Origin of the sequence: Gilliamella sp. GillExp13, assembly GCF_001690815.1 — a bacterium.
GTDB classification, from domain to species: Bacteria; Pseudomonadota; Gammaproteobacteria; order Enterobacterales; family Orbaceae; genus Gilliamella; species Gilliamella bombi.
The window spans coordinates 34,560-48,755 of the sequence record NZ_LZHJ01000117.1; the positions used below are offsets into that span (position 1 = coordinate 34,560).

The window sequence follows — 14,196 nt, forward strand, 5'->3', positions numbered from 1 at the left end:
TGATTTTTAAAATGTAAACAAATTGATTATCCGCTAACAATTGTTAGCGGCATCTATTTATACTGAAACATATTATACCGAAACATAGTGTTACCTGAAACTTTTTGACAAAATGAAAAAGCGCCTACTTAAAATTCTGGCTTTCTTATTTTTTTCTATCCTTTTGTTATTAGGTAGCTTTTTTGTTGCCGATCACTTTTATCCTTTATCAATAACAAAAAATAAAACGACACAAACAATTCTTGCGCAAGATGGTACGCCTCTGTGGCGATTTGCTGATGAAAATGGTGTTTGGCGGTATCCTATCAAGTTAGATGAAGTTCCCAATGATTACCTAGATGTGTTATTAAATTATGAAGACCGCTATTTTTATGATCATTTTGGTATAAATCCTGCCTCTTTATTGAGAGCAACTTGGCAAAATATCACCAATAAAAGAATTATTTCAGGTGGTAGTACTATTTCGATGCAGGTTGCAAGATTGCTTTATCCACACGATCGCTCCATATCAGGAAAGTTACAACAAATATTTCGAACACTACAACTTGAATTACGTTTTACAAAAGATGAAATTTTAACTTTATATATTAATCGCGCCCCATTTGGCGGGACAATCGAAGGCTTAGGGGCTGCTAGTTGGTCATATTTTGGTAAAGAGCCCAAAGCGTTAACACGTAGTGAGGCAGTTTTATTGGCTGTATTGCCACAAGCCCCCAGCCGTTTGCGTCCTGATAGGTACCCCGAACGAGCCAAACAAGCACGAGACAAAGTTTTAGCAAGATTGGCTCAATATCAGGTATGGTCACCTGATATTATAGAGCAAGTTAGAAAAGAAGAAGTATGGGTTTACCCACGTAAAAAGCCGCAATTAGCTCCTTTATTAGCTCGAAGATTAAGTCAACAATATCCTGATGTTGATATTATTCGATCAAATATTGATCTTTCTCTTCAATATAGCCTTGAAGATATTGCAGCTAATCGTAAAAATCAGTTACCTCCCAAAAACTCACTAGCTATTTTAGTTGTCGATCATACGGATATGTCCGTAAAAGGCTATGTTGGGTCGGTTGATTTTAACGATAAAGAGCGATTCGGTCAGGTCGATATGATAAATTCGCTTCGATCTCCTGGATCGACATTAAAGCCTTTTATGTATGCTTTAGCGATTGATGACGGCATGATTCATTCTGAATCGTTATTGCAAGATACACCTAGAATCAGTTCTGATTATCGACCTACGAATTTTGATGAAGATTTTTATGGACCAATAAGTGCCTCAGATGCATTAAAGAATTCATTAAACTTACCTGCTGTTGAGTTAATTGAGCTTTATGGACCAAAACGATTTGCTGGCAAGCTGTTTAGTATTGGCTTATCGCTTCAATCTAAAGGTAATGATCCTAATATATCGTATATTTTGGGTGGTGCGTCGTTAAGAATGGATAATTTAGTTAGCGCATATAGTGCCTTTGCTCGTCATGGGCAAGTAAGTCCTTTACGATTTACGCAAGCAGATCCCTTACTAAGCAAGCCATTTATTAGCGATGGAAGTGCATGGATCACAAGACAGATGCTAGTTAATAATTATCAGCTTGCCTATAAAACAGGCACTAGCTATGGATATCGTGATGCATGGGCGATTGGGGTCAATCCTCGCTATTTGATTGGCATTTGGGTCGGTCGTCCTGATGGAACGCCCGTTGTTGGTCAATATGGCAGTATTACAGCGGTGCCGATACTACAACAAGTTAACACGTTATTATTAAATAAAGAGCGACGAATAAATCGCCCACTTCCCTTAGTAACTAAACCGACAACAGTAACCTTAGAAAAAATTTGTTGGCCATCAGGACAAAAGTTACCTGCAACTGATGAAAACTGCCACCGTCAAAAAAATGCATGGGTATTAAATAATATGATACCTCCAACACTTGATACTCTAACGGCACTTAATAATAATATTTATCGTTCAGGGTGGGTGACTATTTGGGTAAATGATGCCGGCAAACGTGTGTCAGCAGACTGTAGCAATGCACATAAAAAACAGGTTGCACTTTGGCCAATAGCTTTAGAAAATTGGCTACTACCCAAAGAACGTCGACAATCGCTAATTCCTGAAGTTGATAATCATTGCCCAGTGTTTGGTAAAGATATCTTTTTGCCACTCAATATTATTGGGCTGCAAGATAAGCAATTGGTAAAACGATTACCTGGGCAGCAAGATGTCACTATCGATCTAACTCCACAAGGTGGTGTTGGTGACAAATGGTGGTTTTTAGATGGTCAAGTTATTGAGAAAACGTATGGCGATCAAAAGGTAGCTTTGACAGTTACTCATAAAGGTTTACATCATCTATTTTTATTAGATCAAAGTGGACAAATCTCACGAATGACATTTACCCTTGATTAAACTAACAAGGAGCAAATCTATGGCTATTGAAAGAACTTTATCTATCATCAAACCTAATGCTGTTAAAAAACAATTGATTGGTGAAATTGAAACCCGTATTAGCCAAGCAAAACTTAACATTATTGCCTTAAAAATGCTTAGATTAACCAAAGAACAGGCAGAAGGATTTTATGCTGAGCACCAAGGTAAATCATTTTTTGATAAGTTGGTTAAATTTATGATATCTGGGCCGATAGTTGTTCAGATTCTCGAAGGCGATAATGCTATTAAGCGTTATCGGGAATTGATGGGACCAACTGATTTATCTAAAGCAGCCGCAGGCACTTTACGAGCTGATTTTGCTGACAGTATGACCGAAAATGCCGTACATGGCTCAGATTCTCTAACCTCGGCTGAAAAAGAAATTGCTTATTTTTTTGTTGATAGCGAGATAGTAGGGTAAATCAATATTATTAAATAAATCAATATAGTGATATAAGCTGTTTTGGCTTGTATTCGTTTTTCTAATGTCATTAATCGAAAACTACCACATATAACTTTTAGTTATAACCATGTGAGTATTTGTTATTTATTCATTCGATTCTTTGTTGCTAGACTTTAACGGTATATAACATAACCTTGACTGAGGGAGAATCGGAATGAAATTGTTGACTAAATCACTAACTGTTGTTGCATTAGTAAGTAGTTTGTTAGGTACAAATTCTGCTTATGCAGATCGCCTTGATGATATTGAGAAACGAGGAGAAATAAAAATAGCGGTATTTGATAGTAATCCGCCATTTGGTTATATTGACGAAAAGACAAATAAAATTGTTGGTCTTGACGTTGATTATGCCAACGAGATAGCAAAAGCACTAAAGGTTAATGTTGAGCTTGTTCCGACTAATCCAGCTAATCGAATTCCATTATTAGCATCCCAAAAAGCCGATTTAATTGTAGCTAATTTTACCGTTACTGATGAAAGAGCAAAAACCGTTGATTTTAGCCTTCCTTATTTTGCGACTGGTCAGAAATTTGTAGCAAAAAAAGGCGTATTGAAATCAGCAGATGATTTGAAAAATCTTCGTATTGGTGCCGATAAAGGTACAGTTATGGAAATTACATTGCGAGAAAAATATCCAACAGCTAAAGTAATTTCTTATGATGATACACCATTTGCGTTTGCGGCATTACGTAATGGTGTTGTACAGGCAATTACTCAAGATGATGCGAAATTAGTCGGTTTATTAGCGAATTTACCAGAAGAACAACGAGCTGTGTTTGAAATTTCACCATTTAGTATTACTCAAGAATATCAAGCTGTTGGTATACCAAAAGGGGAAGATCGCTTGAAAGAAAAAGTGAATCAAATTTTGTTAACACTAGAAAAAGAAGGTGAAGCATTAACGATTTATAATCGTTGGTTTGGACCTGGAACTGCATCAGCGATGCCTCGTGGTGATTTTAAAATTGGCAAAGGTCAGTAGTTATGTATGAGCAATTACTTGAGCCTCGTTATTTGTGGTGGTTATGGGATGGTTTTTTAGTTACGTTAGCTATCTCATTGCTAACCATTATATTTTCAACATCACTAGGTTTTTTGCTGGTTATTGCTCAACAAAGTCGAATTAAAATTATTCAAGTTATAGTAATGGGGTATAACGCAATTTTTCGTTATTCTCCGTTATTGCCTCAACTCTTTTTTTGGTATTTTGGTGTGGGTAATTTATTACCAATAGAATTTAAATTATGGTTATTTGACGAACCGCAAATCCAGTTGCTGTTTTTTTCACTGAAAATGCCATCATTTGAATTTATAATCGGTTTAGTTGGTTTAACTTGTTATTCCAGTGCTTTTATTGCCGAAGAATTTAGAGCGGGTATAGCTGGTGTAAGTCGGGGGCAAGAACAGGCTTCATTGGCATTAGGTTTAACTTGGTGGCAAAGTATGCGATTTATTATTTTGCCACAAAGTTTTCGTATTGCATTTCCGCCTTTAATTGGCCAGTACATGAATATTATAAAAAATTCGTCGTTAACAATGGCTATTGGTGTGTTAGAACTTTCTTATGTATCGCGTCAAGTTGAAACCGAATCATTAAAAACCTTTCAAGATTTTGCTATTGCAACTTTATTATATATTTTGGCGATAGTGATTGTTGGAACTTTGGGTAATATTTATCAAGCAAAACGATTGCAAATAGGTAAGGTGTAATCATTTATGGAGCTTAAAGGTTTAGAGGTTATTTACCAGAATTTCAGTTATATGATGTGGGGAAATTTTCCCGGAGGAATTTTTTTAACGCTGTTAATGAGTTTTGCTGCAATTATATTTTCAACTTTTTTGGGTATTCTTGCTGGAGTCGGGTTGACTGTCTTAAAAGGAATTATGCGTTATTTTTTAGTTGGTATACTTGGTTTTTTAAGAGCGATTCCTGTCATTATGCTTATTTTCTGGACTTTCTTTCTTTTACCTGTGTTACTTAGTGTAGATGTGCCAGCAATTGCAACGGTAATATTTGCTTTATCCTTGATAGGCGCTGCATACATTGGTCATTCAGCTCATGCAGGTATGATTGCAGTGGCTAAAGAACAATGGCAAGCGGCGTTTTCATTAGGCTTAACTAAAAAGCAAGTTATTATATTTATCATATTACCACAAGCCCTTAAAATGATGTTGCCGTCTTTTGTAAACCAATGGGTATCACTGATTAAAGATACTTCACTGGCTTATATTGTTGGAGTAGCAGAATTTACTTTTATTGCAACCCAAATTAATAATCGTAGTATGATTTATCCAACAGAAATTTTTCTATTTGTTATAGTTGTTTATTTTATCATCTGCGCCTCGCTTGATTTTGCGGTTATGTTTTTCTCAAAACGCCAATTATTTTGCTTTAAATAAAACAATATTCTCATAGGGTATATGGGGGATTTCACTATTTACTTGAATAACGTTCTCTTAATTTATTCATGTAAAATTCGATTGAATCTTTACCTTTGGGATGTGTTTCAATATAGCTATTAAATATTATTTGTATAAGTCGAAAAAAATGTGGAAGATATATTATTGAATTTTCATGATCACCAATCTTAAAAGATGCATTTTTAAATGTACTAGCTTAAATTAAATCTGAGCTACTACAACTGATTTCTTGAAGAGCAAGTCCTTTCTCATTGCTCATTTTTAAAGCGATAGTAACTATCTCGATTATATCCTATGACTTTACGGGCTTATTGTGCGTATTAAGCTGCTGATGAATTTTAAAAGCCATAATTCAGATTTAATGATTTTTCTGTTTGATTCAATTATGACACTCTTAGTTACGTTATAAAATAACTCAAATGTCAGATTAAAACTATTACTTATGAGGTATAGAACCCCAGTTCCTTTGTATATTTTATAAAAGAGGATAATTCAATGAATTTTTTAATTGTGTTCTAAAATAGAAAAAAGCACCTCATATTAAGGTACTTTTTATATTATAAAATGTTAAATAATAGAAGATTAACTCATTCCATATTGTTTTAATTTTTTGCGAAGTGTACCGCGGTTGATACCAAGCATATTTGCTGCTCGAGTTTGATTGCCGCGTGTATATTGCATAACCATATCAAGGAATGGATGTTCAACTTCAGCTAACACTAATTCATAAAGGTCTGTAGGATCTTCACCATTTAATTGTGATAAATAGTTTTTTAAAGCTTGCTTCACTGAATCACGCAATGGTTTTTGTGTTATTTGGTCTTGAGAATTTACAGTTGTAAATTTAAGTGCTGCAGCTGTAACGCGTTGTTCTGACATAGTATTCTTAACTCTTTGGGTTGTTTCTAATTTTACTAAAAAATGCTTTTAGAGTGTTTACTTGCTCACTTGTATTGCTAAGTACACTAAATAAGCGCCTGAATTGATCGCTGTCAGCATAATTCTTGGTGTACCAATTTACATGCTTTCTGGCAATCCTTAATCCTTTGTATTCTCCATAGAATTGATAAAGATCATCAAGATGTGATAGTACAACTTGTTCTACTTCATCAATACTTTTGTTTTTCTGTAACTGTCCATGTGTTAAATAGAATGCAATTTCTTCAAATATCCAAGGTCGCCCTTGTGCCGCTCGCCCGATCATTATAGCATCAGCCTGCGTATATTGAAAAACATCTTTTGCCTGTTCAGGTGTACAAATATCTCCATTAGCAATTACAGGAATTGTAACATTTTCTTTAACTGCTCTAATAGAGTCATATTCAGCGACACCGTTGAATAAGCAAGCACGTGTTCTTCCGTGAATAGTAATTGCCTTTATACCACAATCCTGTGCAATTTGTGCGATTTCTATGCAATTTCTATTTTCTTTATTCCATCCAGTCCGCGTTTTTAATGTTACCGGAACATCAACTGCACCGACAACTTTCTGCAAAATTTTTTTAATAAGTTCCGGATACTGCATTAAAGCAGAACCAGCCAATTTTTTATTGACCTTTTTAGCCGGGCATCCCATATTAATGTCAATCAACTGAGCACCGTGTTTGACATTAAATTCAGCAGCTTTTGCCATTTCGTCGGGATCAGAACCGACAATTTGTACTGCACGAATACCAACATCATCACTCGCTATCATTCGCAGAGCTGATTTATCGGTATGCCAAACATCAGAATTTGCTAAAAACATTTCTGAAACAGTCATACCAGCACCAAATCGATGACATAGATTACGAAATGGTTTATCACTTATTCCTGCCATTGGTGCAGCAATTAAATTATTCTTTAATTTTAGTTCACCAATGCTAAGTAAATTAAAGTTGGCTATATTACGCATTTTTTTTCAAACTTAAAAGGGGGTAGCGTTAATTTTTTTATTTTTACCAGTAATACGACACCACTCATCAAGTTCAACCACTGGATCTAATTTAAAATTGGGTTGGTAAGCCATACAAACACTTGAGGATTGGGTAGTTAGAATACCAGATAGACCTAGTTTACCTTCAGGTTTTACTAATTTACTTATATGTGGTTCAAGTTCTTTTAATGGTCCAGCTAAAATATTGGCAATAACTATATCTGCCTGCAAATTGTCTGGGATCTCTTTTGATAAATAAAGATCTAGCCTTTCACTGACATCATTACGCTGTGCATTGTCACGGCTAGCTTGAATGGCTTGAGGATCAATATCAATACCGATTACTTGTTTTGCACCTAATTTTAGTGCAGCAATTGCCAAAATACCAGATCCACAACCATAATCGATAACTAATTTATCTTTAAGGTCTAAACTATCAAGCCAAGTTAAGCATAATGCCGTGGTTGGGTGAGTACCTGTGCCGAATGCTAATCCAGGATCTAACATGACATTAACTGCATTAGCATCGGGCACTTCGCGCCAACTAGGACAAATCCAAAGTCGCTCACCAAATTTCATAGGATGAAAGTTGTCCATCCATTCACGTTCCCAGTCTTTATCTTCTAATTGTTCAATCTTATAAGAATATTGTTCAAGATTTAGCATTGCTTTTAATTCATCGATATCTGTTTGAGCATCATAAAGCCCAATCACATCGGTATTACCCCAAAGTTTAGTTTCGCCAGGTAATGGTTCAAAAACAGGTGTGTCAAAGGTATCTTGAAAAGTGACTGATACAGCACCAGACTCCTCTAATTGTTCGCTAATTTGTTCAGCAAGATCATTGGTTGTATTAATTTTGAGTTGAATCCAAGGCATAATTTTTTCCTGTGTTACCAAACATATTGGCAATCATAAACACTACCAATCCAATAATTAAGGATGGGATAATCGGGTTAAAAGCATAAAGCTTTATATTGTAAACAGATAAAAGAATATAGCTTATTGCCCCGGCAAACATAGAACATAAAGCACCAGTCGAATTTGCTTTTTTCCAATAAAGTCCAAGTACTAATGGCCATAAGAATACGGCTTCAAGCCCGCCAAATGCAAGTAAATTTAACCAAATAATCATGTCTGGTGGATTCCAAGCCGCTAGGATGAGTAATCCACCAAAACTAAAAGTTATGATAACAGATGTGCGAGTTAATCTTTTATCACTATAGCTTTTGGTATGATTCATACTTAAAAATAGATCTTTAATAATAACTGATGAAATTTGTAGCAATTGGGCGTTGATTGTTGACATAATTGCAGCAAGTGGAGCAGCCAAAAAGATACCGGCCACTAATGGTGGCATAATGTTAATTATTAAAGTTGGAACAATTTGATCGGGAACAGTTAAATCACTAATAATAGCTCGTCCAAGAGCGCCAGATAAGTGCATAGTTAGCATAATGATTGTGACAACAATCGTACCAATTATAATTCCTTTATGTACAGCTTTACTGTCTTTGTACGCCATACAGCGAACCGCTGTATGAGGTAAACCAACCACAGCAAAACAGACTAAAACCCAAAATGATGCCATAAACGGAAAGTCCATAAAATTGTTAGGACCTTGTGGTGTTAGTAATGCAGGATCAATTTCATTCAAACGGTGAATAATCGCTGTTATACCACCACCAGCATAAATAATTGCTGTTAATAGCAATATAGCGCCAATTATCATTACTAAACCTTGAAAAGCATCATTAAGTATACTTGCTCTAAATCCTCCAAAAGCAGTATATATAACGGTACCAACACCAAAAATTAATAATCCGATATCGTAAGAAATGCCAACTGATGATTCCAATAATCGTGCACCACCAACAAACTGTACCGTCATAGCACCAATAAAAGCCACAACTAATGAGATGCTTGCAAACCAAACTATGGCTTTACTTTTATAGTGAGCATAAAGCATATCACTTAACGTTATAGCATTATATTTACGAGCCAAAATGGCAAATTTTTTGCCTAGGATACCAAGCGAGAGTAATACAGTTGGTACTTGGATCATCGATAATAGCACCCAACCAAGACCAAATTTATAAGCAGCACCAGGACCACCAATAAACGAGCTAGCACTAATATAAGTTGCAGCTAGTGTCATGGCGAGTAAAAATCCTCCCATGGTTCTATTGCCGATAAAATAATCAGTGAATTGATTTACTTTTTTGCGTTTTACATAAGCATAAATTGATAATGCAAACACAAAAATAAGATAGATGACAAGCGGTACAATAATATCTAAATGCATGTTAAATCACTTAGTTTGTTCTAATGAGAAATTTTTAAATTGAAATTTTACAACTACCCAACAAAGCAATATAAAACCGATAGGCACCATAATGCAAGATAGTTCAAACCACAATGGAAGACCTAAAAATCCTATTTTGTCGTTAATACAGTATGCACAAACGATCCATCCAAGAAGATAAATAAAAGTTAGCAATAGCGAAAGTTTAGCCTCTTTATTTGCTTGTTTATATCGAGCATCCATATTGATTTATTCAAAATTAAGGGGGGTTTAGAGTAAAAGAAAGAATTGAACTTAGCAAGTATATTGCGATTTATGCAATATTATATTTTAAATATATCAATTTTAGCAATATTAAAAGTATTATATAGTGTTTTATTGTTGATTATGAATACCTAAACTCTTGGAGAGAAAAATGTCAAACTATTTTAATACATTGAATTTGCGTGAAAAATTAGAACAATTAGGTCAATGTCGTTTTATGGCTCGTGATGAATTTGCATCAGAAGCTAATTTTTTAAAAGGTAAAAAAATTGTAATTGTTGGTTGTGGAGCACAAGGTCTTAACCAAGGTCTAAATATGCGAGATTCAGGTTTAGATATATCTTATGCATTACGTAAAGAAGCTATTGCTGAAAAACGTGCATCATGGAAGAAAGCAACTGAAAATGGTTTTAAAGTAGGAAGTTATGAAGAATTAATTCCAACAGCAGATCTTGTTATCAATTTGACTCCAGACAAACAACATTCTGCTGTTGTTCAAGCTATTCAACCGTTGATGAAAAAAGGCTCTGCGCTTGGCTATTCTCACGGATTTAATATTGTTGAAGTAGGAGAAAAGATTCGCTCTGATATTACAGTAGTGATGGTAGCCCCAAAATGTCCTGGTACTGAAGTTCGTGAAGAATATAAACGAGGTTTTGGTGTGCCGACACTAATTGCAGTTCATCCAGAAAACGATCCAAAAGATGAAGGGCTAGCAATAGCTAAAGCATGGGCAGCGGCAACAGGCGGACATCGTGCAGGCGTTTTACAATCGTCATTTGTCGCCGAAGTTAAGTCAGATTTAATGGGCGAACAAACAATTCTTTGTGGAATGTTACAAACAGGATCATTACTTTGTTTTGATAAGCTAGTGGCAGATGGTGTTGATCCTGCTTATGCATGTAAATTACTCCAATTTGGTTGGGAAACGATCACTGAGGCGCTAAAACAAGGTGGAATTACTTTAATGATGGATCGTTTATCAAATCCAGCTAAATTGAGAGCAAATGCTTTAGCAAAAGAATTAAAAGTGATCATGACGGATCTTTACCGTAAACATATGGACGACATTATATCAGGCGAGTTTTCATCAACTATGATGAAAGACTGGGCAAATGATGATGTAAACCTTCTTAAATGGCGTAAAGAAACGGGTGAAACCGCTTTTGAAAAAGCTGCTGACTATCAAGGTAAAATTGATGAACAAGCTTATTTTGATCAAGGTGTTGTTATGGTTGCAATGGTTAAAGCCGGTGTTGAACTTGCCTTCGAAACTATGCTTGAATCTGGTATTTTAGCTGAATCAGCTTATTATGAATCATTACATGAGTTACCACTTATTGCTAATACTATTGCGCGTAAACGTTTGTATGAAATGAATGTTGTTATTTCTGACACAGCTGAGTATGGCAACTATCTATTTGCTAATGCCGCTGTACCACTATTAAAAGAAAAATTCATGCCAATGTTACAAGCTGGCGATCTAGGTAAAGCGATCCCTGAAGGTAGTGTTGATAATGCACAATTACGCGATGTGAATGAAGAAATCCGTAATCATCCAATTGAAACAATCGGTCGTAAATTACGTAGTTATATGACTGATATGAAACGCATCAATGTTGCAAGCTAAATAGCTATTTATAACTATAAAAAAGGTGCTGAAAAGTACCTTTTTTTGTATCTAAAAATTGAATTTATTGTAAAAAACTTTCAGGTAAGTATATGTTTCAGTATAAAATGATTAGATCTAAAGGGATCTAACTGGATCTAATTTAGATCTAATTTATATTTTTTTGATCCTTTCACTTTATAATTAAATTTTTTAAAAATTATATAATTAAATTATTTTTATTTTAACTTTTTATTTATTTTTTATGTAATTTATGTTATCTTTTTGACCAATTTTAAATCAAATGATAAGGGTAACATATTAATGAAAATGACTTTTCGACCAACTGATTGTTGGCGATGGTATTTTGATAGCGAATACGATAGTTTAATGCTTGAAGTTTCATCTGAAATGTTATTTCGTTCTTGTTATCCAAGTAAAATGTTAGTTCCTGATGTTTTTGGCGAATTTCCATTTTCTGTTAGTGACGCAACGTCTTATTATCAATTTTATAATAGTTGTCAGTTACTTAATTTGACAGATTCACAAAAGATTGAACTAGCTATTAACGCTATTGTTGCAGCTAATTTTTTAAAGCCTCAAATGCCTAAAAGTTGGTATTTTTCACAACAACCAATGTTATACAAGCCTAAAATAGCTGATATTGTTGAGGTAATTTTACAAGAAGATGGACAAAAGGTTTGTTTGATGGTCGTTGAAGCGGGGGAAAATGCATCTCTTTGTATTATTGCACAAGCTTCATTTGTGGCAATGAATAAAACGTTTGTGTTTTCTGAAGCAATTAAAGTAATGAATGATAGATTAATATCTGTAGAGAAAAAATTTACTGAACAAAAGCTGACTTCAGATAATTTTGAATTTAAGGCTATTTCTTAAGTAATTTAATTGTAATATCTCCTTTAGGCACACAACTACAGGCTAAAATTTTATTATTTCGCCTAATAGCAGCTTGTGTTAATGCCTCTACTTCACCTTGTTTTAATTCAACTAGACAACGTCCACAAATACCTGCACGGCAAGAATAAGGTAATGCTATTTTATGTTGTTCTAACTGCTCTAAAATAGTTTGCTTATTATTAGCTTTAATTATTTGATTTTCAAAATTTATTGTACAAACTTTTGCTTCAGTTTTTATTTCTGGTGGAAAGGTTTTAATATAATTTTTAGCTGGTTGCCGTTCCAATACTTCAATTTTATCGTGAACTGAAATTGTTCCATGATTTCGGGCTATCATATTCATACCAAAATCAATTTCACCTTGCTTATCGGCTCTAAAGTAACGTAAGGTTTTAATTGGTTCATTATCAGCTAAGAATATTGCAGATTTTATGTTCATTGTCGTTATAACACAGCGACTACAAGGTTTAACAATATCAAAAATCACATTGCCAATTTTTATTGTTTTCCAGCCATCCTCCGCAAAAGGAAGTGCTCCTTGGATAATAATATTTCCACGAAATAGTCTAATATCTAATTTTTCAGGGCATTGCTGTTGTAAATAATCAAATGAAGCTTTATTTAATAACAAATAAGGATAACCATCAGCAAAACTAACAGGAATATCAGGATAGCGTTTAGTTCGACGAGTTAATTGTTGACCAACCCATCTTAATTGTACATCTTTATGCAAAATTTGACTGAAAAATTGATTGATTCTTATAGGAGCTATTAGTGATGTAAAATGATTACCCCAAATTTCAGTAGGCTCGTAATTCAACGAAAACTCATCAAGATTAAATATTATTATTTCAGTTGGAGATAGTGAAATATGTACTTCGTTTTTTACTATGGATGTTTTGATTTTCAGGAGCTCAGGGTGTTGTCTTGCCGTGATAAAAGTGCCATCGGGTTCACTAAGCATCAATATGCGGTCATGCTCAAAGCCTCCATCAACTGTATTTGCCTTTGTTAATTGTATCCCTTGCATTGATTTGATTGGGTAGATGTATAGTTGATTGACGAAAATCATAATATCTTACATAGATTACAAATGTTTTGATAATTATATACTTAATTACCCATATCTTATAGTTTTTAGATTTAACAAATAGAATGAATAAGTTAAGGCATATTAGCATAACTCGCTATAGCTTATTTCAGTAATATAATATAGTACTTTGCCATTAGGGGTGATAACGGCTATTTCATCATCAACTTTATGACCTATTAATGCTTTTGCTACAGGGCTATTAATTGATATCCAATTTTTTTTAGGATCAAATTCATCGCTACCAACAATACGGTAAATATGTAAATTACCAGATTCATCTTCCAATTTTACCCATGCGCCAAAAAATACTTTACCTTCTTGTTTTGGGTGTGGTTCGACAATTGTTAACGTTTCTAGTCGCTTGGTAAGAAAACGTATACGCCGATCAATTTCACGTAATCTTCGTTTTCCATAAATATATTCTGCATTCTCACTACGATCTCCGAGGGCTGCTGCATCTGATACAGCTTGTGTAACGCGAGGTCTTTCTTCTTTCCATAAATATTTCAATTCACCATTAAGGTTCAAATAACCTTCTCTTGTTATATAATTATTCTTTCGCATATTTTCATTCCCTATAGTAATCTTTATTTTTCGAGTAAAAACTCGATTTTTCTTTATTAAAATATATTGTTCGAGTAAAAGCTCGACATTTATTTGGTAAAATTTATTCTATTTTTTAATATTTATCAAAATAACGTTAAATAATCTTTAAAAATCAACATTAAAATGATATTATTTTTTTATTGCTTGTGTTGTGTTTTTTTATTTTATTCT

General features: G+C 34.2%; 14 protein-coding genes. 7 read left to right on the forward strand and 7 right to left on the reverse strand.

Translation table 11 applies throughout. The features are described 5' to 3' along the window. Window positions 1-112 precede the first annotated feature (112 nt). The 5 genes from pbpC (at window position 113) to A9G37_RS08520 (ending at window position 5,294) form a co-directional block, all read left to right on the forward strand. Window positions 113-2,410: a penicillin-binding protein 1C gene (gene pbpC, locus A9G37_RS08500; protein ID WP_065575246.1), complete on the forward strand. Its 2,298-nt coding sequence runs from the start codon at window positions 113-115 to the stop codon at window positions 2,408-2,410. 19 nt (window positions 2,411-2,429) lie between these two features. Next, complete coding sequence (gene ndk, locus A9G37_RS08505) at window positions 2,430-2,852, forward strand: nucleoside-diphosphate kinase (protein ID WP_034911074.1); 423 nt, start codon at window positions 2,430-2,432, stop codon at window positions 2,850-2,852. A 190-nt stretch (window positions 2,853-3,042) separates the two neighbouring features. Beyond that, window positions 3,043-3,876, forward strand: coding sequence for an ABC transporter substrate-binding protein (locus tag A9G37_RS08510; RefSeq protein WP_442903146.1), 834 nt, complete (start codon window positions 3,043-3,045; stop codon window positions 3,874-3,876). 2 nt (window positions 3,877-3,878) lie between these two features. Further along, the gene (locus A9G37_RS08515; RefSeq protein ID WP_065575248.1) at window positions 3,879-4,604 is read left to right on the forward strand and encodes an amino acid ABC transporter permease; all 726 of its coding nucleotides are present in this window, start codon (window positions 3,879-3,881) and stop codon (window positions 4,602-4,604) included. Between the two features lie 6 nt (window positions 4,605-4,610). Further along, complete coding sequence (locus A9G37_RS08520) at window positions 4,611-5,294, forward strand: amino acid ABC transporter permease (protein WP_065575249.1); 684 nt, start codon at window positions 4,611-4,613, stop codon at window positions 5,292-5,294. Between the two features lie 603 nt (window positions 5,295-5,897). Here A9G37_RS08520 and fis read toward each other — a convergent pair. From fis to A9G37_RS13625, 5 genes are read right to left on the reverse strand one after another with little or no spacing between them, the layout of a single operon-like run. After that, on the reverse strand, window positions 5,898-6,194 hold the full coding sequence (gene fis, locus A9G37_RS08525; protein WP_034883623.1) for a DNA-binding transcriptional regulator Fis: 297 nt from the start codon (window positions 6,192-6,194) through the stop codon (window positions 5,898-5,900). A 7-nt stretch (window positions 6,195-6,201) separates the two neighbouring features. After that, window positions 6,202-7,209 (reverse strand): tRNA dihydrouridine synthase DusB, encoded by a 1,008-nt coding sequence (gene dusB, locus A9G37_RS08530; RefSeq protein ID WP_034911067.1) that lies wholly within the window; start codon window positions 7,207-7,209, stop codon window positions 6,202-6,204. Window positions 7,210-7,221: 12 nt separating this feature from the next. Next, a complete protein-coding gene (gene prmA / locus A9G37_RS08535; RefSeq protein ID WP_065575250.1) occupies window positions 7,222-8,109 on the reverse strand; it encodes a 50S ribosomal protein L11 methyltransferase in 888 nt (295 codons plus the stop codon). Next, window positions 8,084-9,535: a sodium/pantothenate symporter gene (panF, locus tag A9G37_RS08540; protein ID WP_065575251.1), complete on the reverse strand. Its 1,452-nt coding sequence runs from the start codon at window positions 9,533-9,535 to the stop codon at window positions 8,084-8,086. The genes prmA and panF overlap by 26 nt, the downstream gene beginning before the upstream one ends. A gap of 6 nt (window positions 9,536-9,541) precedes the next feature. Then, a complete protein-coding gene (locus tag A9G37_RS13625; protein ID WP_034911058.1) occupies window positions 9,542-9,778 on the reverse strand; it encodes a YhdT family protein in 237 nt (78 codons plus the stop codon). A gap of 172 nt (window positions 9,779-9,950) precedes the next feature. Here A9G37_RS13625 and ilvC point away from each other — a divergent pair, with 172 nt between their 5' ends. Together ilvC and A9G37_RS08555 are read left to right on the forward strand one after the other, a co-directional pair. Continuing rightward, complete coding sequence (gene ilvC / locus A9G37_RS08550) at window positions 9,951-11,429, forward strand: ketol-acid reductoisomerase (RefSeq protein ID WP_034911056.1); 1,479 nt, start codon at window positions 9,951-9,953, stop codon at window positions 11,427-11,429. Window positions 11,430-11,732: 303 nt separating this feature from the next. Beyond that, complete coding sequence (locus A9G37_RS08555) at window positions 11,733-12,305, forward strand: cell division protein ZapC (protein ID WP_051634189.1); 573 nt, start codon at window positions 11,733-11,735, stop codon at window positions 12,303-12,305. Here the strand turns inward: A9G37_RS08555 and A9G37_RS08560 are convergent. After that, on the reverse strand, window positions 12,295-13,398 hold the full coding sequence (locus tag A9G37_RS08560) for a YcbX family protein (protein WP_065575252.1): 1,104 nt from the start codon (window positions 13,396-13,398) through the stop codon (window positions 12,295-12,297). The genes A9G37_RS08555 and A9G37_RS08560 overlap by 11 nt on opposite strands. A gap of 102 nt (window positions 13,399-13,500) precedes the next feature. Continuing rightward, window positions 13,501-13,983 (reverse strand): transcription elongation factor GreB, encoded by a 483-nt coding sequence (gene greB, locus A9G37_RS08565; protein ID WP_034911052.1) that lies wholly within the window; start codon window positions 13,981-13,983, stop codon window positions 13,501-13,503. Between the last annotated feature and the right edge of the window lie 213 nt (window positions 13,984-14,196).

Coding starts and splice junctions, on each gene's coding strand:
- A9G37_RS08555 (WP_051634189.1), top strand. CDS start 11,733: ATGAAAATGACTTTTCGACCAACTGATTGTTGGCGATGGTATTTTGAT.
- greB (WP_034911052.1), bottom strand. CDS start 13,983: ATGCGAAAGAATAATTATATAACAAGAGAAGGTTATTTGAACCTTAAT.
- ndk (WP_034911074.1), top strand. CDS start 2,430: ATGGCTATTGAAAGAACTTTATCTATCATCAAACCTAATGCTGTTAAA.
- panF (WP_065575251.1), bottom strand. CDS start 9,535: ATGCATTTAGATATTATTGTACCGCTTGTCATCTATCTTATTTTTGTG.
- dusB (WP_034911067.1), bottom strand. CDS start 7,209: ATGCGTAATATAGCCAACTTTAATTTACTTAGCATTGGTGAACTAAAA.
- A9G37_RS08520 (WP_065575249.1), top strand. CDS start 4,611: ATGGAGCTTAAAGGTTTAGAGGTTATTTACCAGAATTTCAGTTATATG.
- fis (WP_034883623.1), bottom strand. CDS start 6,194: ATGTCAGAACAACGCGTTACAGCTGCAGCACTTAAATTTACAACTGTA.
- A9G37_RS13625 (WP_034911058.1), bottom strand. CDS start 9,778: ATGGATGCTCGATATAAACAAGCAAATAAAGAGGCTAAACTTTCGCTA.
- ilvC (WP_034911056.1), top strand. CDS start 9,951: ATGTCAAACTATTTTAATACATTGAATTTGCGTGAAAAATTAGAACAA.
- A9G37_RS08560 (WP_065575252.1), bottom strand. CDS start 13,398: ATGATTTTCGTCAATCAACTATACATCTACCCAATCAAATCAATGCAA.
- pbpC (WP_065575246.1), top strand. CDS start 113: ATGAAAAAGCGCCTACTTAAAATTCTGGCTTTCTTATTTTTTTCTATC.
- prmA (WP_065575250.1), bottom strand. CDS start 8,109: ATGCCTTGGATTCAACTCAAAATTAATACAACCAATGATCTTGCTGAA.
- A9G37_RS08515 (WP_065575248.1), top strand. CDS start 3,879: ATGTATGAGCAATTACTTGAGCCTCGTTATTTGTGGTGGTTATGGGAT.